The organism is Nitrospira sp. Ecomares 2.1, from assembly GCF_965152585.1.
Genome location: NZ_OZ224219.1, coordinates 155,544 through 181,704 on the forward strand (window position 1 = coordinate 155,544; position 26,161 = coordinate 181,704).

General features: G+C 48.8%; 20 protein-coding genes. 12 read left to right on the top strand and 8 right to left on the bottom strand.

All coding sequences use genetic code 11. The features are described 5' to 3' along the window. Window positions 1-689: 689 nt before the first annotated feature. Window positions 690-1,211: a hypothetical protein gene (locus ACWHYD_RS00720; RefSeq protein WP_447964029.1), complete on the top strand. Its 522-nt coding sequence runs from the start codon at window positions 690-692 to the stop codon at window positions 1,209-1,211. A gap of 853 nt (window positions 1,212-2,064) precedes the next feature. On the opposite strand, the gene ruvB is transcribed toward ACWHYD_RS00720, so the two are convergent. Further along, complete coding sequence (gene ruvB, locus ACWHYD_RS00725) at window positions 2,065-3,078, bottom strand: Holliday junction branch migration DNA helicase RuvB (protein WP_447964030.1); 1,014 nt, start codon at window positions 3,076-3,078, stop codon at window positions 2,065-2,067. 163 nt (window positions 3,079-3,241) lie between these two features. After that, window positions 3,242-3,799 carry a hypothetical protein gene (locus ACWHYD_RS00730; protein ID WP_447964031.1) on the bottom strand — a complete coding sequence of 186 codons (558 nt, stop codon included), beginning with the start codon at window positions 3,797-3,799 and terminating at the stop codon, window positions 3,242-3,244. Between the two features lie 174 nt (window positions 3,800-3,973). On the opposite strand from ACWHYD_RS00730, the gene uvrA reads away from it, so the two are divergent. Next, the gene (uvrA, locus tag ACWHYD_RS00735; protein ID WP_447964032.1) at window positions 3,974-6,490 is read left to right on the top strand and encodes an excinuclease ABC subunit UvrA; all 2,517 of its coding nucleotides are present in this window, start codon (window positions 3,974-3,976) and stop codon (window positions 6,488-6,490) included. 6 nt (window positions 6,491-6,496) lie between these two features. On the opposite strand, the gene ACWHYD_RS00740 is transcribed toward uvrA, so the two are convergent. After that, window positions 6,497-6,676 (bottom strand): hypothetical protein, encoded by a 180-nt coding sequence (locus tag ACWHYD_RS00740; RefSeq protein WP_447964033.1) that lies wholly within the window; start codon window positions 6,674-6,676, stop codon window positions 6,497-6,499. Between the two features lie 862 nt (window positions 6,677-7,538). Between ACWHYD_RS00740 and ACWHYD_RS00745 the strand changes: the two genes are divergently transcribed. From ACWHYD_RS00745 to ACWHYD_RS00790, 10 genes are all read left to right on the top strand, one after another. Further along, window positions 7,539-8,429, top strand: a complete 891-nt coding sequence (locus ACWHYD_RS00745; protein ID WP_447964034.1) for a polyprenyl synthetase family protein — start codon at window positions 7,539-7,541, stop codon at window positions 8,427-8,429. A 101-nt stretch (window positions 8,430-8,530) separates the two neighbouring features. Beyond that, the gene (gene hpnA, locus ACWHYD_RS00750) at window positions 8,531-9,517 is read left to right on the top strand and encodes a hopanoid-associated sugar epimerase (RefSeq protein WP_447964035.1); all 987 of its coding nucleotides are present in this window, start codon (window positions 8,531-8,533) and stop codon (window positions 9,515-9,517) included. Window positions 9,518-9,563: 46 nt separating this feature from the next. Then, the gene (locus ACWHYD_RS00755) at window positions 9,564-10,376 is read left to right on the top strand and encodes a carotenoid biosynthesis protein (protein WP_447964036.1); all 813 of its coding nucleotides are present in this window, start codon (window positions 9,564-9,566) and stop codon (window positions 10,374-10,376) included. Window positions 10,377-10,457: 81 nt separating this feature from the next. Continuing rightward, window positions 10,458-10,859 carry a phage holin family protein gene (locus tag ACWHYD_RS00760; protein ID WP_447964037.1) on the top strand — a complete coding sequence of 134 codons (402 nt, stop codon included), beginning with the start codon at window positions 10,458-10,460 and terminating at the stop codon, window positions 10,857-10,859. A gap of 145 nt (window positions 10,860-11,004) precedes the next feature. Next, on the top strand, window positions 11,005-12,801 hold the full coding sequence (locus ACWHYD_RS00765) for an ATP-binding protein (RefSeq protein ID WP_447964038.1): 1,797 nt from the start codon (window positions 11,005-11,007) through the stop codon (window positions 12,799-12,801). Window positions 12,802-12,982: 181 nt separating this feature from the next. Further along, window positions 12,983-13,336, top strand: a complete 354-nt coding sequence (locus tag ACWHYD_RS00770) for a hypothetical protein (protein WP_447964039.1) — start codon at window positions 12,983-12,985, stop codon at window positions 13,334-13,336. A gap of 158 nt (window positions 13,337-13,494) precedes the next feature. After that, window positions 13,495-14,562: an SAM-dependent methyltransferase gene (locus ACWHYD_RS00775; protein WP_447964040.1), complete on the top strand. Its 1,068-nt coding sequence runs from the start codon at window positions 13,495-13,497 to the stop codon at window positions 14,560-14,562. Window positions 14,563-14,928: 366 nt separating this feature from the next. Then, window positions 14,929-15,159 (top strand): hypothetical protein, encoded by a 231-nt coding sequence (locus tag ACWHYD_RS00780; protein ID WP_447964041.1) that lies wholly within the window; start codon window positions 14,929-14,931, stop codon window positions 15,157-15,159. A 591-nt stretch (window positions 15,160-15,750) separates the two neighbouring features. Then, window positions 15,751-17,571: an SLC13 family permease gene (locus ACWHYD_RS00785; protein ID WP_447964042.1), complete on the top strand. Its 1,821-nt coding sequence runs from the start codon at window positions 15,751-15,753 to the stop codon at window positions 17,569-17,571. A 33-nt stretch (window positions 17,572-17,604) separates the two neighbouring features. Beyond that, complete coding sequence (locus ACWHYD_RS00790) at window positions 17,605-18,678, top strand: potassium channel family protein (RefSeq protein WP_447964043.1); 1,074 nt, start codon at window positions 17,605-17,607, stop codon at window positions 18,676-18,678. A 17-nt stretch (window positions 18,679-18,695) separates the two neighbouring features. Here the strand turns inward: ACWHYD_RS00790 and ACWHYD_RS00795 are convergent, their stop codons facing one another. From ACWHYD_RS00795 to ACWHYD_RS00815, 5 genes are all read right to left on the bottom strand, one after another. Beyond that, window positions 18,696-19,484, bottom strand: coding sequence for a sulfite exporter TauE/SafE family protein (locus tag ACWHYD_RS00795; protein ID WP_447964044.1), 789 nt, complete (start codon window positions 19,482-19,484; stop codon window positions 18,696-18,698). Between the two features lie 881 nt (window positions 19,485-20,365). Then, window positions 20,366-21,976: a PAS domain S-box protein gene (locus ACWHYD_RS00800; protein WP_447964045.1), complete on the bottom strand. Its 1,611-nt coding sequence runs from the start codon at window positions 21,974-21,976 to the stop codon at window positions 20,366-20,368. A 101-nt stretch (window positions 21,977-22,077) separates the two neighbouring features. Continuing rightward, on the bottom strand, window positions 22,078-23,511 hold the full coding sequence (locus ACWHYD_RS00805) for a c-type cytochrome (RefSeq protein WP_447964046.1): 1,434 nt from the start codon (window positions 23,509-23,511) through the stop codon (window positions 22,078-22,080). A 284-nt stretch (window positions 23,512-23,795) separates the two neighbouring features. Continuing rightward, window positions 23,796-24,242, bottom strand: a complete 447-nt coding sequence (locus ACWHYD_RS00810; RefSeq protein ID WP_447964047.1) for a response regulator — start codon at window positions 24,240-24,242, stop codon at window positions 23,796-23,798. Window positions 24,243-24,502: 260 nt separating this feature from the next. Next, window positions 24,503-26,155 (bottom strand): FAD-dependent oxidoreductase, encoded by a 1,653-nt coding sequence (locus ACWHYD_RS00815; protein ID WP_447964048.1) that lies wholly within the window; start codon window positions 26,153-26,155, stop codon window positions 24,503-24,505. Between the last annotated feature and the right edge of the window lie 6 nt (window positions 26,156-26,161).

Sequence of the window (26,161 nt, forward strand, 5' to 3'; positions counted from 1 at the left end):
ATGATAGAGTTTTGGGGATGATAATATTCAGAATTCCCCTGTTAGCAGGGTTAGGGCAATCAGAGATCCGGGCAATGACCACAGCTCATCCTTGTGGAGGGAAGCAATGTAGTGAACTGCAGGCGTGAGATACGAGCATGACAGAAATTGCGATGGGAGAGGCCAAGGCATCAGTCGTATAGGAATCAATACCCCAGGCATTTTGATGGCTTGGCAATATGGCGAAAGTCGTCCGCACGTCGGCAGCAAGGCTCGCGACAATCCCGTAAATCAAGTATTTATAAACGAACATTATTGTTAATTGGGTTGTTAATAGTCCGCTTACATGTTCCTGCATGACCTTTATTAAATCCTGATGATGGGGTCATTGTATTTGGGCTGTATTATGGCGATCACCTGAGTACATTTCAGGCATCCGCCATTGCGCCCCGGTTGATTTTTTAAAGTCAGGAGTGAGAGTTGCAGATTTTATGAGGAGTAAAAGAAGCGTTGACTGATCGAATCATAGCCTTAGTCGTCAATAATCGCGGCAATCCATCCGGCAAAGTTTGAACTGGGTAAGACGTGGAGAGTCTTGTGGTCTTCGCCAAATAGTAAGACTTGCTGATTTTTACGGACGAGATCCTATCGAGGATGCCTGTTGGAGGGGGGAAAAATAAGGTGACCATTGTTGTATCTGCGAGGAAAACATGAACAACGATATTTCCAATTCTGGTTCTGGCATGAAGAGGCGTGTCTGGTTGAAAATGTTCTGTGCCCTACTCATGGTAAGTACCCTTTCCGCATGCACAGGAGACAGGTATCAGCAACAGGCGGATGTCATTAAAGGCCATGTGGAAATGTTCTATGGCCATTTGCAATCCCATCAGCCTGCCCAGGCTGTGGCAGATAATGAACAGATCGAGGTACTGGCACTAAGAAGTGAAGAGCGCTTGCTCCGTCGTGTGGGCCAGATGAGGCAGGGTGAGAGAACGCAGGAATGGAAAATTATCAAAACAGCAAAAGAGACAGCTGCGGAGAATTGGTTAGCCTTGGCCCGTTACTTTTCGGAATCCCAACAGTACAACAAAGCCCTGGGTACCTACCAACGGATTATTGAAACCTACCAAGGCTTGGCCTACCAATTATATGTCGATCGTGCGAAAACGGGAATGCAAGATGTGGAAGCCATCCTGGATTCCGGAACTCGGCCTGTTGGGCCTGCAAGGTAGCCTTCCCTAATACTGAGAATTTTTTAAATTTCCCTTAATGTATAGAGTAACTCCTGCTGTGGAATAGACAGGTTTTCTTATAATGTATTTACTAAATGTTTTTATGTAGCATGAAAATAGATGGGTGTTTCTGGGAAGACAAAGGATGGTGAAGATTTATTGTGCATAGAAACTTTCTCCTTCTAGTGGTGGGCACCAAGCCTTTACGATTTGAATATTCTCAATTGTACAAGGGGAAAAACTGGTGCAATATACTTGAGGAGCCACAGCAGTCATATGTGACCCCACTTTGGAATCAGATGCAGGCCCCTCAGGCCACGGAGCGATACCAAAGGCCCACTCTCCTTCCAGGCTTCTCGTGTCTTCATAATACACGTTAAAGCCAATGTACCCTCTCCCAGATGTTGTACAATAAACATTGTAGGGCGGTAATTGAATGTCCACATGGAAAATGTAGCCATCTTCCACCCAGGAATTCCCAAACTCGATATGTAGTTCATTTGCCGAGACTGAGTTTACCAGGCTCAGGGAACAGAAAAGGACCAGAAAAACGACATTCCTCAGGGATAAATACTTCAATGATAGGGAGGTCTTTCTGTAAAAAAAATAAATTGATGATAAGGCGCGTATATTCATTAGGAAATCCCCTCACTTTCGTATAAATGGATAAGACAGAACAGGTTCATTTCATCTGACTCATGGCCTGTTTGTCAGTTTTCCCTACTATACCGATTATTTTTCGGATACCGTCAATACAGCAAAGGAAGGGGAGGGAGGGGTCGGTTATTTTTTTACAAACGTGGGAGAGGGAAAGTGAAAGTTGTATAGATTAAAGGTAGGAGGGAAGATCTGGTCAGATGCCCATCGAAAAGAGATTAGGATTTTCTCCAAAATGTTGCAAAGCTTTTGAGGTGATTTGTCGGCCTCGGGCCGTTCGATCCAGATATCCGGATTGAAGTAGAAAAGGTTCGTACACATCTTCTATGGTGGATTTTTCTTCTTGGATCGCTGCGGCCAAGGCGTCGATGCCAACCGGTCCCCCTTTAAACTTTTTAATTATGGTCAATAGTATTTTGCGGTCCATTTCATCAAAGCCCGCATGGTCGACGCCTAGCCATTGTAAAGCTTCCTGTGCGACCGATCTCGTGATACGTCCTTGGGCTTTGACTTCCGCGAAGTCACGCACACGCTTGATTAACCGATTAGCAATACGGGGAGTCCCACGAGCCCGGCAGGAAATTTCCCCTGCCCCCTCATCATCAATGTGGACGCCGAGCAGTCTAGCGGAACGCACAATGATGACCTGCAGCTCTTCAGGTAAATAATAATCCAATCGATAAACTAGTCCAAAGCGTTCTCGCAGAGGAGAGGTGAGTGAGCCCGCTCGTGTGGTGGCTCCAATGAGTGTAAAAGGCGGGAGATCTAATTTCATGGTGCGCAGTGAGGGGCCCTGTCCAATCACCAAATCGATTTGGTAATCCTCCATGGCGGGATATAAGACCTCTTCGGCTGCTGGCGGTAATCGATGAATTTCATCGATAAACAGAACATCCCGTGGTTGAAGATTAGCCAAAATGGCGGCTAGGTCTCCCGCATGGGTGAGCACCAGCCCGGAGGTAGAACGAATCGTGCCTCCCATTTCTTTGGCGATGATGTGAGCGATGGTGGTTTTACCCAATCCCGGAGGCCCATAGAAAATGGCATGGTCTAAGGCTTCTCCTCTTCCCGTCGCCGCGTCAATACAGACCCGAAGCGATTCTTTCATCCGCTCCTGTCCGATATATTCCGTTAAGCGTTGAGGCCTAAGAGTCCCCTCAAGGCCTTGCTCTTCTTCTATGAGATGGGTGGTAAGAATTCGGTCGTCCATAAAGGGAATCAGTCTAAACAGAAAAATTAAAAGAACGGCATTCTTGACGACGTTGGGAAAACAGAAGAGGGAGGACGAATTCCTCCTTTGGGAAATGACTTAAAAATTGAAAGCAGATTGAGACTTAGGAAGTGAGATGAAACTGCAGCCCCCAACAGGGTTCCTAGAATCCTGAAAATAGATCCTGACAGCCAAGACAGAATTCAACATTTACTTGCCGTTCAAGGAAATTCACGAGAAACCCTTGCTTTTCATACAAGAGTTTGGCGCCCATTAGTGTTTCATTGGGGAAATCCTCTGGTCCCAGCAGGTCACGGATTTCTTTTGTGGATTTGGCCCCGAGGATGTGTCGGAAAATCCCACGGACTTTATGGGCAAACCGATTGTTTATAAAAATTAAATCTACTTTCCCGTCCGTGATACGGACTCCTGCCATTGCACCAGTTGGATTTTCCTTGTCCCAAAGAAGAATAAAGGTACCTTCTTGCTCTGCCCGAACGCCAGAAATCCTTGCTTCCACGAGGGCTTCAACGGCGATAGCTTCAGCATCTCCGAGTTTTACGCGGAATAGGGAAATGTCTCCGGCATCCACATCCTTGGCATCCTCAATGCTGTTTCGGGTGAGTTCGTATTTGGCGGCCCATGCTGGTGGAGCAAGCGAAAAAAGACTCGTCAGAATAATAGTGGCAGTCAAGATACATGCTGTTTTCAGATTCTTCATGAAATTCCTCATCAAGGGAAATGAAAGTAAGGTTGGGGAAAAGAATACGATTCCGTCTATTCAAAATGATACATGAAGCCTGCCAGATTGTATCCGACCTTTTGTGTAAGGGTCAATTCCATTGTTCAAAGAGAAGCCACAGTCAAGGGGATTCGTATGATATACTCGCCTCCCATGAACAACTCAATCGTGATTAGGGGCGCTCGTCAACATAACCTCAAGAATCTCGACCTGGAGTTTCCTCGGGATCAGTTGGTGGTAATTACGGGCCTAAGTGGATCAGGTAAGTCGTCTTTGGCATTTGACACGGTTTATGCTGAAGGCCAGCGGCGATACGTCGAATCACTCTCCGCCTATGCCAGGCAATTCCTTGATCAAATGACGAAACCTGATGTGGATTCCATTGAAGGGCTTTCACCTGCCATTTCCATCGAACAAAAGACCACAAGTCACAATCCCCGTTCCACGGTGGGGACGGTGACAGAGATCTATGATTATTTTCGTCTGTTGTTTGCCAGAATCGGCCAGCCCTTTTGCTACCTCTGTGGGAATGCCATTGCAGCGCAAACGGTCCAACAAATGGTGGATGCCATTCACGGGCTTCCTCTAGGCACAAAAATCCATATTCTGGCACCCATTGTGCGAGGACGCAAAGGCGAATATCGCAAGGAATTATTGGCAGCTCGCAAGGCAGGATTTGTTCGGGCTCGCATTGATGGAGCCATTCGGGATCTCGGGGAGTCTATTCATTTACATAAACAACGTAAACATACAATAGAGATTGTGATTGATCGACTCATCGTCAAGTCAGAGCCCGGGGTGTCGCGTCGTTTGGCAGATTCGGTAGAAACGGCCCTCAAGTTGGCGCACGGCCTCGTTGGGGTGCTGACAGAAGATGATCAAGTCCGTGTCTATAGCGAACACCTGGCATGTATTCAGTGTGGTGTCAGCTATTCAGAAATTTCCCCAAGAATTTTTTCATTTAACAGTCCCCATGGTGCTTGTGATGGATGCGATGGGATTGGGTATGAAGCTTCAACTCATTCGGATTGGGAGGAATGGACCTTCGATACCCCATGTGAGAAGTGTGGCGGAGGCCGACTGAAGAAGGAAAGCCTTGCCATAAAAATTGGAGGGCAGTCTATTGCTGAACTGACGCATCTGTCTGTGCGGAATACCTTGGCATTTATGAATGCGTTGAACCTCACTGATCGCGAACAGATGATTGGGGAGCGAGTGCTGAAAGAGATTCGGGAGAGGCTGGAGTTTTTACTCAACGTCGGATTGGGCTACCTCACGCTAGATCGTCCCTCTGCCACTTTGTCCGGAGGGGAAGGGCAACGGATTCGATTGGCCACGCAAATCGGATCGGGATTGGTAGGTGTGTTGTATATTCTGGATGAACCCAGTATCGGGTTGCATCAGCGGGATCACCGACGGTTACTCAAAACGTTGTTACGATTGCGTGATATGGGGAATACTGTCGTGGTGGTGGAGCACGACGCCGAGACCATGCGCGCTGCCGATTATGTATTGGATTTAGGGCCAGGAGCTGGCGTGGAGGGTGGAGAATTAGTTGCCCATGGATCTCCCGCGGTGGTAATGGCTCACCCCACCTCCCTGACCGGACAATATCTAAAAGGGAGTCGCCGAGTTTCCTTGCCTCATCGTGCACGGCTCGCCAAAGGATTTTTGACCGTCGTGGGCGCGGAAAAGCACAATCTTCGGGATCTGACCGTAAATTTTCCATTGGGCCTCTTGACCTGTGTCACCGGTGTGTCAGGATCCGGAAAAAGCACTTTGGTCGTAGATGTGTTGTTCCGGTCGCTGGGACAGGGTTTTTCCCAGAAGAAGCCGGTGTTTGAGGGATGCCGGGAAATACGTGGGCTTGATCAGCTGGATAAACTTATTGATATTGATCAGTCCCCAATTGGACGGACCCCGCGTTCGAATCCCGCCACCTATACCGGCCTCTTTAGTTTTATTCGTGATCTGTTCGCGCAATTACCGGAGTCTCGAGTGCGAGGCTACAAGCCAGGCCGCTACAGTTTCAATGTCAAGGGTGGGCGATGCGAGGCTTGTCAGGGTGATGGCCTCATAAAAATTGAAATGCATTTTCTCCCAGATATTTATGTAACCTGTGAGGCCTGTAATGGCCAACGGTACAATCGCGAAACCTTGGATGTGACCTACAGGGGGCGAACAATCGCAGATGTCTTAAACATGACCGTGGCTGAAGCCCTGGAGTTTTTCGTGAACATTCCGCCACTGCGGATTCGACTGCAAACTTTATCAGATGTGGGTCTGCATTACATTAAACTCGGGCAATCGGCGACCACTTTGTCCGGGGGAGAAGCCCAGCGGGTCAAGCTTTCCAAGGAGCTCTCGAAACGACCCACTGGTCGTACGCTCTATATTCTGGATGAACCGACGACGGGACTACATTTTGTAGATATTCAACGGTTGTTGGATGTGCTTGACCGGTTAGTGGAGACGGGGAATACGGTCCTCGTGATTGAGCATAATGTGGATGTGATTCAGAACGCGGATTGGGTCATTGATTTGGGGCCGGAAGGTGGAGATCAAGGAGGATGTGTGGTGGCGGAGGGTACTCCGCAAGCCGTGATGAAAGTCAAGGAATCGTGGACAGGGCAGGTGTTACTAGAAGATTCTAAAAGCCGAGCTTGCTGAAAAAGTCTAGGATTTTTTCTTGTAAATATTCAGCCCGATTTTTTCTTCTCGATCGGGAATCGAAACATTGCCTTCGGTTGAGGCAATGATCGTCGTTTTCCCAGATGAAGAAGGACCAAAATCCTTCGACAGGTCTACCGTAATAGTTAGCATGGTTCCATTGACAGTCAATTCCACATTTTTCATGGTTGGATCCTCTCTAGAAGTGCAGATCAATACAGGTTCAAGGGTATTGGCAGAAAAGCTGCCCTATTCTCACAGGCCCGCAAGGACCAAGAGTGTTCCTGCTCCTATTATATAGGGAACAGCACAGGTATAGAAGACCGATTCAAAGGAAGAATATTTCCATGTGGAAGTAGGAGGTGAGGACTGGTTTTTATAAATGAATTCATAGGAAAAAATAAGCATACCAATGGTCAGGACAAATACCCGACTGGTTCGAGGCCACGTGTAGAGACCGACGAAGAGATAGCTGGCAGTATGAAAGCCACTAAATGCGCAGAGGATGGGAGCCAGAAAAAAATGGAGAAATGATGCCGAGAGTCGAGGAGAACCCATAGCAGGTCGGGTTGAAAGCCCTGGATGTTCCATTATTTGACTTCGGCAGGCACCGAAGGCGTGGACATGGCAGGTTGGGTGAAAGTCTGCTGGTCCGCACAAGTTTTGCACACACGCGGGCGTCTTTTCAGATAGGAAACCTTCCCGCTGGCCAGACAACTATAATGGACGAAATGTTCACAAATGCTGCAACGGGACCATCCTCCACGGAGCATGGTAAGGTTCCGGTATAGGCCTTCGTGACACACCCCGCACATTTCGGGTTCAATACCCAACAAAAGGGGTTCCCAATCTCCGGCTCGGTTTCGAATGCTCATGGCACAAAAGTATACTGAGTAATTCAGGTGAAAACAATGAAGAAGTTTTTTGGGAACCGTTTCCTGAGCTTATGCTCCCAAGTTATAGACACATCATTTGACACTCCAAAAATCCATTTGATAGGGTCACGAACTATTTTTTCTATCCTTCCACAGCGTCTATTCGTTCCTTTGTGAACATTCAAGCCTACTTAGACCAGCAGCGCCAACGGGTTGACCAGTTTCTGGAGCGGAGCGTCCCTCTGCTTTCGGTCCATCCTCAACGACTGTATGAATCCATGCGATATAGCCTCCTGGGTGGAGGTAAACGCATTCGTCCGATTTTGACCATTGCCACTGCCCAAGCCCTGGGATATGACCGCGATGCCATGTTGCCGTTCGCCGCTTCCTTGGAGTTCGTTCATACGTATTCTCTTATTCATGATGATCTCCCGGCGATGGATAACGATGACTATCGGCGAGGCCGATTAACCAACCACAAAGTTTTTGGTGATGGTATGGCGATATTGGCAGGAGATGCATTGTTGACCATGGCGTTTGAGTTATGCAGTCAAGTTGATGGCACAGAGGCTTTCTCTGCTGCTCAGCAGTTAGACATTGTGCGGGAACTGGCACATGGTTCTGGGCATCAGGGAATGGTGGGGGGGCAGGTAATGGATATTCAGGCCGAAAACCAGGAGATTGACTTACCTCACCTCCAGCAAATCCACACCTGTAAAACGGGACGTCTGATTCGCGCTGCAGTGCGGATCGGCGGTATTATTGGTGAGGCCAAGACACAGCAAATGCAGTGCCTAACGGACTATTCAGAGGATATTGGGCTGGCTTTTCAGATTGCCGATGATGTGTTGGATATGGTGGGGACACGGGAGGAATTGGGAAAGGACGCAGGGACTGATGAAAGAAGAGGGAAGCAGACCTATCCCTCTTTTTTTGGGGTTGAAGGTGCCAGGCAACTGGGAGAGGAATGTGTCAAGCGGGCGATAACCCGATTAGATGCCTTTGATAAGCAGGCCGACCCCCTACGAGACATTGCCACCTATATAATGGCGCGACGGTCTTGAAGCGACTTTAGGTTTTTTCCCAACCCTTCTCATTTACAACAGTTTTGTCGGTGTAGGTCATGTTGGGTTGCTATTAAACTCCTTGGCAACACCCGAATTTTATGAAAGTACTCATTACAGGTTCTTCCGGCTTCATTGGGGCTGCGGTGACACGGGCAGTTGTTGCGAAAGGCGATGAGGTCCGTGTCCTGGTTCGACCCACCAGCAATCTGAAAAATCTTGAAGGGTTACCAGTCGAAACCGTTTATGGGGATTTGCAGGATTACTTGTCCCTCAAGAAAGCCATTGCCGGCTGCGAAGGGCTCTATCACGTGGCGGCGCATTATGCGTTGTGGGATCAAAACCCTTCTGTTTTTTATGCCATCAATGTCGAAGGGACCAAAAATTTGTTTCGTGCCGCAAGTGAGGCAGGTGTTCAACGAATCGTCTACACGAGTACGATTGGTGCGATCGGGTTGCCCGATCAACGAGGCCTTGGGAATGAAACGCTCTTTCCAACGTTGGCCCAACTGGCAGGGGATTATAAGAGATCTAAGTTTTTGGCAGAGCAAGAGGTCCTCCGTATGGCTCAAGAGGGATTGCCTGTGGTTATTGTCAATCCAACGGCCCCAGTGGGGGAACGGGACGTCAAGCCCACTCCAACCGGCCAAATTATTGTGGATTTTATGCGTGGTCGAATGTTGGCGTATATAGAAACCGGGATGAATTTGGTGGATGTTGAGGATGTGGCCATCGGGCATATCAGGGCGATGGAGTGCGGGCGAGTGGGGGAGCGGTATATTTTGGGCAATCAGAATCTTACACTGAAAGAAGTGTGTCAAATACTCAGTCGACTAACCGGAGTGCCTGCTCCACGTCTTCGATTGCCTTGGAGGCTGGTGCTTCCCCTAGCGCATCTGAATCAGTGGGTTGCCAATTTGGTGACCCATCGTTCACCAAGGATTCCTTTGGAAGGGGTGCGGATGGCCAAATATCACATGCATTATGATTGCACGAAAGCGCGCCAGGAGTTGGCTCTTCCCCAAACGTCCGTGGAAACGGCTTTGAATAAGGCGGTAGAGTGGTTTCGCCAACATGGATATGCCTGATCCCCCTTCTCAAGTTTTAGCCATTTCCCATCGACAAATCTAAGCTTTGGAATACGTTTATCTTCTCACAAACACGTTCATACTCAGGCCCTATGTCTTTGTCTTTTTAGGGGTCTCCCTATATAGCGGACAACAGCTTTTAGGATGGCGGCGGGCCGGCAGATTTTTTGGCCTCACGTGGGCAATTGCTTTTATTTGTGAATATGCCTCGACCCGGATCGGGATCCCCTTTGGCGATTATTTTTATACGGGTTCAACCCAGGACCATGAGTTGTATCTTTCTAATATCCCGTTCATGGACTCCATCTCATTCTCATTTTTATTATATGCCAGTTACTGCCTGGCTCTCATTTTCGTGTTAACTCCTGCAAAAGGGGTGAACCAACAGGGATGGCTATTCGATCCGGAATTAAGAAACTCATGGCCTGTTGTGGGATTAACGGTGGTGTTATTTACCTTTTCGGATGTGGTGATTGATCCAGTAGCCCTTCAGGGTGAACGATGGTTTCTGGGAAATATTTACGGTTACCACCAGGAGGGGATTTATTTTGGTGTTCCCCTCGCGAATTTTGCAGGATGGGCCGTGGTCGGATTTCTCTCCCTTCTCGGCTACCGCTTGATGGAGCGGGGCACAAATGCCACAGACCCCATTCCCCGAATGGTAGTGAAATGGGAATTGATACTAGGAATTGGCCTTTATTACGGTGTCCTGGCCTTTAACTTGGGGATGACCTTCTGGATTGGTGAAATGCTGATGGGTATCGTGGGAAGCTTTATTTTTGTACCCCTGACTGCGGTTCTTCTTAATACTTTGTGGCGAGGATTGTTCGCTTACAGAGTCAAGGAATCTTCAGAATGAATCCCCTGTCCCAAAGAGGTGTTCCCTACTATTGGTGGCCACGGCTTGAGGCCACGACCGCAGGGCCGGTATGATGCAGCCATGAAGGGTTTTCTTATTCGTTGCGGGATCACGGGGTTTGCGGTTTTGTTGGCAAGCCAGATTATCCCAGGCATTGAAATCACGGGGGTAGCGTCGGGGATCGCGGCAGTGATTATCCTCGCCTTTCTTAATGCCATCATCCGCCCCGTGCTTTATCTGCTTTCAGCTCCATTTATTTTCGTTACGTTGGGGCTGTTCATGCTTCTCATCAATGGATTTCTCCTTTATCTAGTCTCAATCCTGGTCAAGGGATTCATTATCTCAGGATTTTGGCCAGCGGTGGGTGGCGCGCTCATTATTAGTTTGGTCAGTGGAGTATTAAATCTCTGGATTTCCGAGCAAGGCCGAATCGAAATTGTCACTCATCCTTCATCCGGTCGAAAAATTCGCCATATTAATTAACGGGACAACCACTTGGAGGTTCCATTCTGGCGTTGATGAGAGATTTAGGAATATATAGAGGGTTTGGGAAAGAACCTTTTCCCCTTAACCATCGGCATATCCCACACTGTCATTGTGCGCAAATATTCTGAGAGGAAACGCATGCATGTCCAATCGTCTTGAACCCACACTAGCAGCCAAGCAACAAAGTACCCTTCAAAAGATTCTGACCTCTGTGGTTAATGAGGTCGGGATGGAAGCGGTCTTAGTTGCGATTATGACTCATGATGGTGGACCATTAGTCGAGCAGGTTTCCCGGGGGTTTTCTCCAAGGGAAGTCCGCGCAATTCTTCGTGCGCTTTCAATGGAGGATTTGAAAAGTGTCGCTGTCCGTAACGGGGGTGGCGGGGAGTTGGAGAGCGTACTCAGAGTTCGCATGGTCACTCCTGGGAGCAAGGTCGCGTTAGTCCTACCGCTAAAGTTTGGGGGCCGGGTATATGGCACGCTGGTGCTGGCCAGGAGAGAAAACTCCGCGCTGACCAAAAGGGAAAAGACGACTCTCTCAACCAATGTCTCGCATATTTCTACAGAATTAAAGAAAGCGGGGCTATTTGGTTCTTCACTGATTTTGAGTAAGCCATTCGTGGGTAATGAACCTGTGTCATTGGCTGTGGAAGAGGGTCATGCCACGGTGGCTCGAACCTATTCAACTGCGGAGGTTCAAGAGCGGATAGGGAGTATTTTGACAGAAGACGTGGATGGGGGCCTGTCTTTTGATCGTGGCTGGGTCAGCATTTATGACCCTCTTGCCGCGACGCTGGAAGTGTTGGGTGTATTCGGAACCCAGAAACGGGATGTGACCCCGGGGCAGCTTCTCTCTCTAGATGATTCGGCGTCCGGGTGGTCTGTTCGCCATCGAAAGCCTCGCTGTGACAATAATCTGGCTTCGACCCAAGGGCGGTTTCATGACTATAAGCAGCTGTATCGTGATCGCTTCGCGTCGACAATCGTCGTTCCTTTTTACGTCAGGGGACGAGTGGCGGGTACCGTCACGTTAGCGTCAAAAACTCCTAATAATTTTGATCAAACTGGGAGCGATTCCAAAAGTCTCGATGCCATTACGACCAAATTGGTGGAATTGTTTGAAGACCCATCGTGTCACCTTTCCGTCATGGATGTCGCCCCGGTTCAACCGGAAAAACCTGTACTCAAGGGGCAGGTGATTGTTGCTCCACCGGAGGGAGGGGATGTGCGTAAGGAAGAGCGACGTGCCGCACTCCATGAAGTGAGTTCGTTTTTGGCCACAGAAATTCGTGAACCTATCGGGTTTATCAGGGCTCAACTAGAAGAAATTACGACTGACGCCGACCTAGATTTCGATTCGCAAACCCGGGTGGAAAGTGCCATGCGGGATATGATTCGTATTGAAACCGTGTTGAATGAAATTCTAGATTTTGCCAAACCCTTGGAACTTGACCGAAAGATGTGCCGGGTTCAGGATCTATTGGATAAGGCTTTTTCATTGGTGTCGACGGACATTCGTGTAAATCGCATTGAGGTTATCAAAAAGGTGCCGGCTCGGTTAGCCCAAGTCCGGTGGGATGAAGTGAAAATGCAACATGTATTCCTGTGTATTTTCAAAAATGCCATTGAAGCCATGTCTCCGGGAGGTCATTTACGGGTGGAAGTCATGCTCACCCGGGCTCGAAAGCCGGAACTTCAGATAATTATTGCCAATGATGGAGTGCCCATTCCAGCCGAGTTTGTGGATAAGGTGTTTGAACCCTATTTCACCACAAAGCGATCAGGGACCGGGTTGGGTTTGGCGACCGTGAAAAAAGTCGTTGAAGAGCACCAGGGGCAGATTAGTATCGCTAGTGAGCCAGATAAGGGAACGACCGTCACTATTCTCATGCCAGCCCCACGACCGAGAACTCCGTATCGGCCTCGCCGTCCGGTTTAATTGAAAAAGTAAGTCCCTGAAGCGACGGCATTTCGCAAATTTTTCCATTTTGGTTGAGTAAACTTGACACTACCGGCCAATCTGAATAAGATCGCCTTTTCTATCTGAATAAATTAGGGCATGTACATATCCAGACCATTTTCTATTGTTAACCAGTCATAACCAACAAAGGAGCGGTCTTATGAAAGGGATTGGAATTTTTCTTGGAACGGTGGGTGCTAGCACCTTCGCCCTATCAATGGCCTTTGCCAATCCAGGGTTGTTACCAGCTCACCCGGGGTATCCGGCTGCTGGGAAGTCTCCAGTGACGGGTCAAGCTACCGCCAATGATCCTGGTCAAACGAATGCAGGAGGAGAGACGAGTCTGTTGTCTTCTCAAGGATTTGGCAGCAAAGCTGCTATGAATGATGTTAATGATCCAAATCGGGCTCGGATCCAAAAGTCGGCTGGTGCCGGTCGTTTGCCTGAAGTTGAAGGCCCGATCAACAAAATTACTCCGAATCCAGCTGGGGCTAAATCGACTGTAATTAAGTAATTTACTTTTTGTCGGTTTGAATACTTAGGAAAAGGGTGCCAGCAATGGCACCCTTTTTTTGTATGGCCACTTTCCCTCGCATAATTTTTATGACCTATCTACTCCTCATTCCATGATTCTTTTAATTCTGACCATCAACAAATTAGCCTGGACATGCCTTGAACCGGATTGATACGGAACTTGGCAACGCCTTGAAGGGCAAGATTCGAACGCAAGGGCCAATAACCTTCAGGGACTTTATGGCTGCGGCCTTATATGATGAAAATATGGGGTTTTATGCAAAGGCACCCAAAATTGGGAGTCCTGATGGGCCGTTTGACACCAATGCAAGATTTCCGGCCTTTGGATATGCCATTGCCAAAGCCATCACGTATGCAGAGAAGGCGGTAGATGTTCCCCTACGGGTCTTGGAATTAGGTGGAGGAACAGGTCAGTTAGGGAGCAATATAATGGCTTGTCTTGAAAACGATCATGAATACGTAGTTCTAGAACCAAGCCAAGGGTTGCGAGCCAACCAACAGCAAAGAGGATTGCAGGCCATCCAAAATATTGAATCTTTACCCCCAAAACCGACATTTGTATTCGGAAATGAAGTGCTTGATGCATTGCCCGTTCATCGTGTGATGGGAATGGGACATGAGGAAGTTTTGGAATTGTATGTGGACCTGGATGAGGATGGAGAGTTTTGTGAGCAACCGAGGCCTCTTTCAACCATGGCTTTAGCAGAGCGGTTGAGTGGCGAGAGGGTGCAGCTTGGGCGAGGGCAAGTCGCAGAAATTTGTCTGGAGTTGAAACCATTCCTTAAAAGCATATGGAAAGTTGTGGATCCAGGGTATGTGATTTTTATCGATTATGGCGATTGTGCGAAAAATTTATATTCACATCGACATAGAAACGGGACTCTTCGTTCTTACTATCACCAGAGACAAATATACGACCAGTTTTTTGCTGTGGGCCAACAAGATTTGACGGCTGATGTGGATTATACCGCTGCTTGTTTCCTTGCAGAAGAGGTCGGTTTTGAAGTGGATGGGCTTATCCCGCAAGGAAGATGGCTGCGCAATCTTGGAATTCTGGATTATAAAGGCTCAGCAGGTGATAGGGAATCTGATCAAGAAGAGATTGATGTGCTCACTGGGCCTACTAGCTTGGGGAGTACCTTTGACGTTCTCATATTCAAAACCAAGGGTCTTTCTAATGGACCAGGCCTACAACCAGCCTCATGAGGGATCCTGTCAAAAATTCCACTAGCCCGCCAAATCTCACCATATTTTTGATTGAACTGACATAGGTCGATAAATGCGGAGAGCAAAGTCAAAAAATATATTTTTCAAGAAGAGCCGGATGCCTGAATTATAGTCAATATTTCTATGACCCACAAAATGTGTGTTTGCTCTTTTTTTTTATCACAAAATATTGTAGACTCCAAAAATTCATTCGATTGTCCAGTGTTCTCCATTCATTTTCCGCATTCATACACACCTAATTAGTTGGTGCTTTTCGAGATATCACGTGATGCGTGGCACGCGTGATGCAATGACTCACCCGTTGAGAAGAGTGGGAAGCAGGAGGCTTTCAAAGGAGGTAGAGTTATGACGTGTGTACGATGTAATGGGCTGATGGTGGTTGATGATTGTCTGGACATTAAGGGAGCAATGGGGGAACTGTGGATTAAAGCGTATCGATGTATTATGTGCGGGAACCTGATGGACCCCGTCATTAATCATCATCGCACTGATGGTCCTGTTCAGGCCCAGGTAATTCCATTTCGGAAGCGGCTGCGGAGAGCTCCACGGACTCCTGTTGCTCGGTTGACGGCCTGAAAAGCTTAAAAGACCCGTTGTGTTCTGGGAAGGACCACGCTCCCAGGGACCGATTGATTCATGGTTCAGGATGAGGTTCGAATGCTGTGTTGCGGCGAGGACCTATCAATCTAATAGATTAATTTCCTGGTTCTTCTGACGTTTCAGAAGCGGGTTCCTTTAGAGGAAAACCTTCTTGGCCATACGGCTTTGGCATGGTACTTTCCTCGATATTTTACCGTATTTTCACCTGTGACTATTCCGGCGTGATTGCTTGAGGTTTTCTGACAAGTCCTACTTGAATTATTGACTGAGCATGTCCGAGGGGATGGGGGAGAAATCTCCACGACGGCATTCAGCCCTGCATCCCCGGTATCCCGCATGAGCATTCCAATCTAGTCCGTAACTACCATTTTTATCCTGCTGGATTGAAATGGTGGAACATTCCTTTCCCAACCTTGATACACTAAGAGGGTTCCATTAGTCTCCGAATGATCGGAGGAGGCAGGGGTGCATAGTTTTTTTAAGATCTGATCTTGGAGTGTTTTGGCAATTTCCTTCCGGTTCCCGACCACAACATCGATGCCATGAATAAAAGGATTCTTTTCGTTCGTGAACAGTGACCATCTCTTTTTCCTGGGCCTAATGGGAATCATGTTGGTGTTCTTTATCTGGGAACGATGGCGTTACGACTTGGTCGCCCTCAGTGCATTGCTTCTCTCAACACTTTTGGGGTTCGTTCCTTCCGAAGAGGCATTTCTAGGATTTGGTCATCCTGCGGTTGTCACCGTGGCGGCTGTGTTGATTATCAGTCGTGGGTTGAGTAATGCCGGAGCCGTGGAAATTCTCACGCGCTATGTCAATGTTGCCACGTCTTCTTCCCCGTCCATCCATGTGGCTGTTTTATCTTCTCTGGGTGGATTGATTTCAACCGTCATGAATAATGTCGGTGCCCTGGCATTACTGATGCCAGTGGCTATTCAGTCGTCCGTCGAGGCCAAGCGTTCTCCGGCCGTAGTATTAATGCCCCTGGCTTTTGGAACGATTTTGGGTGGAATGGTTACGCTTATTGGAACACCTCCCAATATCATCGTGGCCCATTATCGGGCAGAGGTGGCCGGGGAGCCATTTGGAATGTTCGATTTCACGCCGGTGGGAGGAATCATGGCGCTGGTGGGAATTCTCTTTGTGGCGTTAGTGGGTTGGCGCTTTATTCCCATTGCCCGACGATCTCAAAATGCGCCACAGGACCTGTTTTCTATACAGGAATATTTAACAGAAGTTGAAGTGCCGGAAAATTCAAAGGCAATAGGAAAGTCTTTGTCAGAACTGGAAATGGCCACTGAGGATTCCGACGCCTTAATTATTGGATTGGTGCGAGGTGACCAATCTATTCGGGGGGCGGCTTGGAGGGAACACATTCAGGTCGGCGATGTCCTCGTCCTGGAGGCGGGACCACAAGGCATTAATAAATTTGTGTCCACATTGGGTTTGAAGTTAACGGGGACCCAGCCAAAGGAAGAAATTCAGGATTCTAAAAAAGCGCCACCCGCAAAAAGGGATGAAGATATGTTATTGGAGGCCGTGGTGCCTCCGGATCGTTCCTGGTTGGTTGGGCGGCTGGCGGGGTCTCTCAAGTTGCGAAGCCGGTTCGGGATTAACTTGTTAGGGGCCTCTCGTCAAGGTACACCTTACCGTGGGCGGCTGAGGGAATTTCGGTTTAAAGCGGGGGATGTGCTTCTGCTGCAGGGAGAAAAGGAAAGGGTTTTGGAAGTGATTGGCCAGCTCGGATGTCTCCCTTTGGCAGAACGGGGACTTCAATTAGGAAAACCGGGACAGGCGTGGCTGGCAGGCGGGCTATTCGCTCTTGCATTGGGCAGCGCCATGTCCGGATTGGCGTCACTCCCCATTGCCTTAATCTGTTCGGCCTTAGGAATGGTGCTTCTCAACATTGTTTCACCGAGGGATGTGTATCAATCCGTGGATTGGCCGGTCCTAGTATTGTTGGGGGCCATGATTCCTATTGGGCAAGCGTTGGAACGGAGTGGAGCAACGACCGTGTTAGCTCAATTCTTGGTCAATATGATGGAGGGGTTTCCCCCAATTATGCTCTTAGGCATCATCATGGTATTAACGATGACGTTATCAGATGTCATGAATAATGCCGCGACGGCGGTCGTGATGGCACCATTGAGCGTGGCGGTGGCGCAGAATCTTGGGGTGAATACCGATCCCTTTCTCATGGCAGTGGCGATTGGAGCCTCTTGTGCCTTTTTGACTCCAATTGGCCATCAAAATAATTTGTTGGTCATGGGGCCGGGGGGGTATCGATTTGGGGACTACTGGCGTATGGGGTTACCTTTGGAACTCTTAATTCTCCTGGTCTCAATCCCCCTGCTTGTCTTTATGTGGCCCTTAACGGGGCAAAGTTAACGCTTCTTTGAATAGGGACGAGAAGAAGACAACATGGCATTTTTATTCCGCACCCCTGCTTCCCGAAAAGCCTCCAGGCTCTTTTTTCGACGGGTGGTGTACATGCCCACCGACCTTGATCCCTTTCGCACGCTTCTGAGCCGGATTATATTGGTAGCCATGTTATTTTGTTTTTTGACAGGGATCCTGTGGTTGGATCGCAACGGTCTCAAGGATCAAATTGATGGAGAGATAACTTTTTCAGATGTGATCTATTTCACGATGGTCACCGTGACGACTGTCGGTTATGGGGACATTGTGCCGGTTACCACACGGGCACGCATGATTGATGCATTCGTCGTCACACCGGTCCGCATCTTTCTTTGGGTCATTTTTTTAGGGACGGCCTATCAACTGGCGTTCAGACAATTTACTGAGGTATTTCGCATGGCAAAACTCCAACGGTCTCTTGATCAGCATGTCGTCATTTGCGGATTCGGTCATACTGGCTATTCGACCGTCAAGGAACTGCTCGCCAAGGGGACGAACCCAGACCATATTTTGGTCATTGATCCAGGAGAAGAACGGGTACGCGTCGCTGGAGAATTGGGAGTCGTGGCACTCAGAGGGGATGCGACGCAGGAGGGAATCTTAAAGTATGGGGCGTTTCTCAATGAGGCCAAGGCCGTCATTATTGCCGCCGGACGAGATGATACGAATGCCCTTATCTTGTTAACCGTCAGGAATTTGAATTCACGTTGTCGGGTGGTTGTCAGTGCCAAGGAAGAAGAAAACGTCAAACTCTTTCGCCAGGGAGGGGCACAGACCATTATTTCGCCGGCGACGTATGGTGGATATATGTTAGCCGCCGCAGTGGATCAACATTTTTTGGTGGATTATTTGGAAGATTTCTTAACGGCAGGCGGGAAGGTCCGTATCGAAGAACGAACGGCCGACCAGCAGGATGTTGGAAAGTCCGCAATGGATTTGCGGCCGGATTTGCTGCTTCGGGTGTATCGGCAAGGTACGATACTTTCACACTGGGAGTTTGAAAAGAACCACACACTGGAGCTGGGGGATGTGATGCTATTGTTTAAACCGGTTTCGGAGGATGCAGCTTCTTCTTGAAGGCACTCCATCCCATTTTAAAAGAGGAGAGGTCTGGCATTGGCCACGATTAACAATATGCCGATTACACCTATGAGGATGGCCACTCCCCGTCTCAGATGATGTGCTGGAATAGATCGCGTCACTTGTGAAGCAAACATCAACCCGAGAAGACTGCCGAGTAACACCAATCCCGTTAACACAATATCCAGGTGGGCCTCCCTGAAATGGCCGATCACTCCACCAATGGAAATAAGAGCAATAATGAGAAGCGAGGTGCCAATAGCTAACCGAATAGGAAATCCCATGAGAAACATCAAAGCAGGAACAATGAGAAATCCGCCTCCGACCCCAAAAAACCCTGTCAACAGGCCAACCCCCCATCCGAGCGTGAGGGCTTTCAGCGCACAACGCCCGGAAAATTCTTTTGCGCATCCGCTCGGGACATCGTTCTGTTCCCCCTCATAATTTTTCCAAAAGGTCCACATGCTAATAAACAAAAGTAGGTTGCCAAACGAAAAAAGCACCAGGGAGTCTGGAACGAGCTGGTGGCCATGAGCGCCCACCCAAGCGCCGACCATTCCGGTCAGGCTGAATAAAAGGGCAGAGATGAAGTGAACCCGCTGCTGTCGGCTCTCATGCCATGCCCCAAAGAGAGCCGAATAGCCAACCACGATAAGTGACATGGCTGTGGCATTTTGAACAGGTATGCCAACCACATAGACCAATAAGGGAATGGCCACTAACGATCCTCCCCCTCCTGTGGCCCCTAATAACAGGCCGATCACGCCACCAGAGAGGAGTGCTAACAAATAATGAAAGTCCATGAGAACCTAAGATGCAAGAGGAAAAAGTGAAAGGGTAGGGCCTGAGATGTCAGAATCGTGGTACATACCTTTAAAAGCCAAACGGACTAAGGAAGAAATTATGAACCACAATGATATTCATCGCCTCCAGTTCCAGGAGCTTCACCACTTCATGCGCTGAGGCCAGGATGCCCAGAGGTATTCATGCAGGCCGTAAGATTTATCGAGGCGGTGCGGACAATACCCCATAGATTACTTTCAGGAAATCTCCCAGGGATGAACAAATGAAACGTTTGAAGGTGAGTAGAAGTTAATTGTATGGGGAGAAAGCGAATGAGACAAGAGTCTGCTCTGATCAGGGCAACCGGCTCTTAGATTCTTGTTTTTATGGATTGGTCGAACCATTAGGAAATTCTTTTTTCTACCGGTGGCTACAGGGGCACCAGTTATGGGTAACAGCCCGTCTATATTACAAAACGAAGTCTTGTCCGATGGGATTCCCCAGACATAAGTGGGTGGGTAATTGACGTGAGTGGGAACCAATAATTGTTTTTCCCTGGATCAACCCCGTTTTTATGTCATGTATCCAGACTAAGCAATATTTGATCAGGTTACGAATGATATATGGTGATTTATGGTTGCCTGAAAAGGATTAACAGGCTAGCGCGGACAGAAGATGTGGTTTCGGGGGTGACCATGGACCTAAAGGAAAGGAGAAAGGTATTTCTTCCAAGGATGGGCAGGTCAGGATCACTACTCAATGAGTGGTTCCGCGCAGTGGACACCATCCTCCAAAGATATTTCGATACAACCGACAGTTACCAGTTGGGGAATGTATGGTTTTGTCTAAGAGGGATTCAATTTGTGCAAGGAATGAATCTTCCTTGTATCGCATGATCATGTCATGTGTTGCCAGGCTTGGCCTGGGATGAAACGACTTGAGATACGGGAAGGACAAGACGAAAGATCGTTCCGTGGCCTTCTTCACTTTCAACCGTAATGTGGCCATGATGGAGATCAATGGCATCTTTGATAATTTTGGTTCCGAGCCCTGTTCCTTCCTTTTTGGTGCTAATGGCCTGAGCGGTAAAGAGCCGATCCCGAACTTCTGCGGGCATTCCTTTTCCGGTATCGGCTACCGTCAATTCTACGGTGTCTGGACGCGGTCCTGGAGATCCGCCGACCGTGACTGATCCTCCACGGGGCACTTCCGGGATGGCATTATTGATGAGATTGTAAAAGGCATTAAACAGTCGACGTTCATCGGCATCAATAACCGGCAGGGCATCAAGGCCATCGGTCAGAAGGGTAATGCCTTTTTCTCCAGCGTACGTGCGAAGAGTGTCGAGCACTCCATCCACGACGTCTCGTATCCGACAGGGTGTGAAATGTGGAGGACTGGTGACACCTTTCACGGCATCCGCAATTTCCCGCACACGGTCCTGAATCCGCTTGGCATTGGTGACGATCATTCTGATTAGATCCAGGCTGTTGGCATAACTGGTCTCTGCCCCTTTCGCCTTTTCCCGAATTAAGGTGGGGAACTGTTCATCCAATTCATCCTTTAATAAATCTGCACCTGACAACACAGGCATCAACATATTTTTAATATCGTGGCCGATATCCCCAAGAACTCTGGTCACTTCTGCAAGTTTGGCTTCTTCTAATAATTGGGCAGCCATCCGTTTCTTTTCGGTGATATCCTGAAACGTGACCACGGCTCCCGCCAATCCCCCTTGCTCATCCCAGATCGGGGTGCTTGTATACCGGGCAGGGAAGCTCGTCCCATCTTTTTTCCAGAACACCTCTTCCTCACCCTGGTGAACCAACCCATCCTTATAGGCTCCATAGATGGGGCATTCCTCTGCAGGATAAGGAGAGCCATCTGATTTCGTGTGGTGCCAGGTGGTGTGACTGGGTTTTCCAAATAACTCGCCCGGTTCATAGCCGAGTAAGATGTTGGCGGCAGGATTGACAAAGGTGTGATGTCCTTGGAGGTCCAACCCGAAAATGCCTTCGCCAGCGGCCTGTAAAATCATATCGTTGTGTCGACGAAATTGTTCAAGAGATTTTTCACATTGCCGGCGATAGGTAATATCTTGAAAAACCACAACGGCACCGACCAGAACCCCTTCATGGCGAATAGGGGTGCTGGAATATTCGACGGGGAAACTGGTGCCATTCTTTCGCCAGAACACTTCGTTGTCCCCTCGATGCACTTGGCCATCCTTGTAAGTCGCATAGTTGGGACATTGTTCCTGGGGGTAGGGAGTGCCATCGGCTTTGGTGTGGTGCCAGAGGGAGTGGCTGGGTTGGCCGATCAGTTCTTGGGGCTCGTAGCCCAACATTTTCGCGGCTGCCTGGTTCACAAAGGTATGCCGGCCCTCCAAATCCAGCCCGAATATGCCTTCACCGGCAGCCTGTAAGATGAGGGCGTGGTGTTGTTCAAGATGTTTCAACATTCGGGGAAGGTCGGAATTGTCCTGCTGTACATTTTCGGGTACTGGTGGCATGGCGCTCTTCCTACTCGTTAGGTTCAGGGACTGGAGAAGGTGTCTCCAGTCCCTGAAATGAAATTTCAGGTTACCCAGAAGGGTTTGAACCGAATTTCCGGTTATTTGGCCAAAGTCCGGATGTACTGGATCACTTGCCAGATTTGGTTATCTGGCATCCCGGAAAACGCCATCATGCCTGTCCCCGGCGATCCGTTTTTGATAATCCAATACAGTTGCCCGTCAGAAATATCTTTCATCGTTTCTCCACATGTAAAGTTTCGGGGATGTGGATTCAACGCTGCGCCCATTGCCCCCTGCCCGTCCCCCTTGTCGCCATGACATTGTGTGCAGGCCAAGGGTTGAGCGGTTTCGTGATACAGCTTTTCTCCCGCTGTGATGTGCTCTTGAGAGTTGGGTAACGGACTGGTCATATTGCGAAACATGCCAGGTGCCCGTTTGGTGTTGCGCGGTTGTGGACAGACTCCTGATGGTCCTCCGGATGGTGAAGCCGTGCCGGCCATTTCCGGGGCACCCTTAAACGTGGTCTTCAAATAGGCAATGACATCGGATAGGCCTTCTGTCCCGCCAATGGTCAGTCCCCAATACGGCATCAGGGGAGATTTCCCAACAGCTTTCCCCCCATAGTAAATCACGTTATACAGATAATCGAGAGGAATTTTTTCAAAGGGAATATTGGCATGCACCGCCGGTTTGAGTTCTAAGCCTGAAGCCGCCGGACCATCACCTTTGCCTTCCGCTCCGTGACATTGGGCGCAGTATTCTTGATAAATTTTTGCACCGTTTTCCATATTCGGGTGGTCGAAATCGGCACTCTTCCATGGTTCATAATAGGGGAAATCCTCATTCCCTCGGGTCGCAATAAACCCCGTGACATATCGCAGCCCGAGTGCACTGACATCCCCGACAAACTCTCCACTGTGTGGCACAAAGTCGGGGGGATCGGAGTTGAAGCGATAAATCCAATCAGCCTTCAGCCTTTTGCCGGAGTTAAAGAACGAGGCGCTTTGTGGACCGCCGGTCTTTTTCCCATCCACCATAATCTGATGACAGCCAATGCAGGAATGTTGGGTAAAGATTTCCTCTCCAAACTTCGCTTCCTGTTTGCTGAAGGTGGACATATCAATGGACCCCGGCTTTACTCTCGGATCCTGAAGGTGTGTCTCGAAATAGTCGGCAAGGCCTTCAGCTTCCGGTTCAGAGACGGTCATGTGCTGCTCAGGTTGTTGAGACTGATCCCACCGGTAGCTTTTGGCGTATAACATTGGTTCTTTTCCTGTCAGCCATTTAATCAGCCAATCCCGCTGAAACTTGCTGCCCCCCCACATGAGATCCGGAGCCTTTAAATTAAAGCGGCTCTCCCCCTCGCCCTGAAACTTATGACAGGTCGAACACGTGGTGTTGATCAGGGCTTCTGCATCTTTTCCGTCGGCGGCAAAAAGAAGACCGGGAAAAAGGAGAAAGAGAAGGACGCCCACCGTGAGTACGAGAGCATGGCCTTGAGTTCTGAAGTGGACAATCCTCGTGTGAGCCATTGGGAACACCTCCATTAATAATTGGTTAAGAAAAACAAGACATTCTCATCATGTTCGAGGTTTTTTGATTTAAAAGATCTTTTTTGAATATGCTATGGGGAAAAATTCCCCATCCCAAGCTTATCTTAAATGGGGCATTTTGACTCATAAAACCCATGTTCAGCACTTTCCTAATAGTTAGAGCAAAATCAACACCAAAATGAAAAGCTAGAAGTTTCCTCATAGGTTTTCAGAAAGAATTTTTCGTCAAAAAGAGGGAGGTAGTACCCCTCTCTTCTAACTTCTTATAGATGGTTGAGCTCCCGTTGTTCCATGGCCTTCGCAACTGCAGTCAGAAGTTTCTCCTTTTCAACCGGTTTGACCAAATAGTCAATAACCCCATTCTTCATCAAGGACGTGGCCATAGTTAAATCCGGAAATCCCGTCAGCACAATCAACGAGACACGTGGGAATTCTTTCTGAAAAAACTGAATGGCCTCAAGTCCGTTCAGTTTGGGCATTCGGATATCAGTGAGGATCACGTCCAGTAAAAGAGGGTTTTCTCCACTTTTGATTTCTTGCACGGCCTGTTGACCGTCTTCGGCTTCAATCACCTCGTAGCCGGCTTTTTCCAATGACAATTTCACAACTTTGCGTACATCCGGCTCGTCGTCAACGACCAGGATCCGGCCCAATGTGGCTTGACCACTGAACATCGCTGCAGTTCGAGATTTACTTGTCGTTTGTTCCATGAGCGCTCTCCTTTGGTGAAAATTGTTAAGGGACCTTTGGATTTCTTCTCTTCATGTCATAAACATCAGCAAACCAAATGCCAAATGACATAAATGATATAAAAATAAGGAATATCAATTGCTTATGACGTATGAAAAAATATCCAGCAACGAAAAAAGCGGTGAAGCGTTAAGCTTGATTTAACGAATTGAGTTAACGAGTTAACAGCTCAAGGTTTCGAAGATTTATGGGTTTGCTTGAATGGTAGGGGGATCCAATTTTATTGAGGGAAACTTAAAAAGCCGCCCGTGAGGTTGAAGACCTTGGTGAAGCCATGCTGAAGGAGAATGCGCGCAGCAAGGTATCCGCGTAATCCGACTCGACAATAGACGACGGTTTCCTGGGAGGGATCCAGTTGCTGAAGATGGTCTCTCAGCTCATCCACGGGAATGAGGCGGGAATGAGGGATATGCGCTTCTTGATATTCGTCCGTGGTTCGGACATCTAACAATTGGAGAGAAGGATTCGTCTTTTTTTTCTGTTGTAATTCTTCTCCCGTGAGCGTGTTGACCTCACCACGTAGCGTATTGGCGGCGACGAAACCTGCCATAATGACCGGCCCTTTGGCCGAGTTAAATTGGGGGGCATAGGCCAAATCCAATTGTTCCAAATCCTGGACATTTAAATTTCCATGTATCGCAGTGGCCAATACATCAATGCGTTTATCCACTCCCTGATCCCCCACAATTTGAGCACCTAACAATCTTCCCGTCTGTTGCTCTACGACTAATTTCATGTGAAGCGCTACTGCTCCAGGATAATATTCTGCATGATCCAGGGGGTGGGTGAGGGAGACAAAGTAATTCAAGCCGTGGGCCTTGGCTTCGTGTTCGCTTAATCCCGTTTTGGCAGCGGTGATGCCCATGCTCTCGACAATTGCCGTTCCGAGGGCACCGTGAAACCGTAAGTCTCCGCCCGCAGCATTGGCTCCGGCGACCCTCCCCTGCTTATTGGCGGGGCCGGCTAAAGGAATTCTGGCATATTTGCCAGTCACGAGATGGAGCGTTTCGACCGCGTCACCGGCTGCATAGATATCGGGGTCAGAGGTTTGCTGTCGTGTATCCACGGCAATGCCTCCTGCTGCACCAATTTCAAGTCCTGCCTCTCTGGCAAGCTTGAGTTCCGGTCTGACGCCGATCGAGAGAATGGCCAGGTCCACCGGCAGCCGGGTTCCACTTTCTAATTCGGCTTCTTTGGCGAGATCGCCGTCCTGCCGAAATCCGTTGATACCGTCACCCGCAATAATCTTCACCCCCTTTTCTTGGAGATGATGAGCCACCAGGGTGGCCATGTCCTGATCAAAAGCAGGAAGTATTTGAGGAGCTTTTTCGACAATCGTCACGGTCAATCCAAGGCCTATCAGGGCCTCAGCCGTTTCCAGTCCAATAAATCCCCCTCCAATCACCAAGGCGTGCTGAGAAGGTTGGCCAGCGAGAAAGGTTTTGATGGCATCAGAGTCAGGAACGGTTTTGACCGTAAAGATATTCCTGGCGTGAATGCCGGGTATGTCGGGCATGATGGCCCCGGCACCGGGTGCCAGAATGAGTGTGTCATAGGGGTGCGTGGTGATTGCCTGAGTCATCAGGTTTTTCACCTGTACGCATTTCGCCGTTCGGTCTATGTGAAGGACTTCGTGTAACACGTAGGCTTGCACCCTGAAACGTTTCCAAAACCGTTCCGGGGTTTGAAGGAGAAGGTCATCACGATCCTGAATAATCTCTCCGACATAGTACGGGAGGCCACAGTTGGCGAAGGAGACATAAGGTCCTTTTTCAAACATCTCAATGTTTGCGGCTTCGTTGGTCCGACGCGCCTTGGCGGCCGCGCTCGCCCCGCCTGCCACGCCGCCGATAATGATGATGTTGAGGGACATGTTTCC

What these genes read in the sequence shown, in the direction of transcription:
- ACWHYD_RS00720 (WP_447964029.1), top strand. Translation starts at nt 690, where the DNA reads ATGAACAACGATATTTCCAATTCTGGTTCTGGCATGAAGAGGCGTGTC.
- ruvB (WP_447964030.1), bottom strand. Translation starts at nt 3,078, where the DNA reads ATGGACGACCGAATTCTTACCACCCATCTCATAGAAGAAGAGCAAGGC.
- ACWHYD_RS00730 (WP_447964031.1), bottom strand. Translation starts at nt 3,799, where the DNA reads ATGAAGAATCTGAAAACAGCATGTATCTTGACTGCCACTATTATTCTG.
- uvrA (WP_447964032.1), top strand. Translation starts at nt 3,974, where the DNA reads ATGAACAACTCAATCGTGATTAGGGGCGCTCGTCAACATAACCTCAAG.
- ACWHYD_RS00740 (WP_447964033.1), bottom strand. Translation starts at nt 6,676, where the DNA reads ATGAAAAATGTGGAATTGACTGTCAATGGAACCATGCTAACTATTACG.
- hpnA (WP_447964035.1), top strand. Translation starts at nt 8,531, where the DNA reads ATGAAAGTACTCATTACAGGTTCTTCCGGCTTCATTGGGGCTGCGGTG.
- ACWHYD_RS00760 (WP_447964037.1), top strand. Translation starts at nt 10,458, where the DNA reads ATGAAGGGTTTTCTTATTCGTTGCGGGATCACGGGGTTTGCGGTTTTG.
- ACWHYD_RS00765 (WP_447964038.1), top strand. Translation starts at nt 11,005, where the DNA reads ATGTCCAATCGTCTTGAACCCACACTAGCAGCCAAGCAACAAAGTACC.
- ACWHYD_RS00770 (WP_447964039.1), top strand. Translation starts at nt 12,983, where the DNA reads ATGAAAGGGATTGGAATTTTTCTTGGAACGGTGGGTGCTAGCACCTTC.
- ACWHYD_RS00780 (WP_447964041.1), top strand. Translation starts at nt 14,929, where the DNA reads ATGACGTGTGTACGATGTAATGGGCTGATGGTGGTTGATGATTGTCTG.
- ACWHYD_RS00790 (WP_447964043.1), top strand. Translation starts at nt 17,605, where the DNA reads ATGGCATTTTTATTCCGCACCCCTGCTTCCCGAAAAGCCTCCAGGCTC.
- ACWHYD_RS00795 (WP_447964044.1), bottom strand. Translation starts at nt 19,484, where the DNA reads ATGGACTTTCATTATTTGTTAGCACTCCTCTCTGGTGGCGTGATCGGC.
- ACWHYD_RS00800 (WP_447964045.1), bottom strand. Translation starts at nt 21,976, where the DNA reads ATGCCACCAGTACCCGAAAATGTACAGCAGGACAATTCCGACCTTCCC.
- ACWHYD_RS00805 (WP_447964046.1), bottom strand. Translation starts at nt 23,511, where the DNA reads ATGGCTCACACGAGGATTGTCCACTTCAGAACTCAAGGCCATGCTCTC.
- ACWHYD_RS00810 (WP_447964047.1), bottom strand. Translation starts at nt 24,242, where the DNA reads ATGGAACAAACGACAAGTAAATCTCGAACTGCAGCGATGTTCAGTGGT.
- ACWHYD_RS00815 (WP_447964048.1), bottom strand. Translation starts at nt 26,155, where the DNA reads ATGTCCCTCAACATCATCATTATCGGCGGCGTGGCAGGCGGGGCGAGC.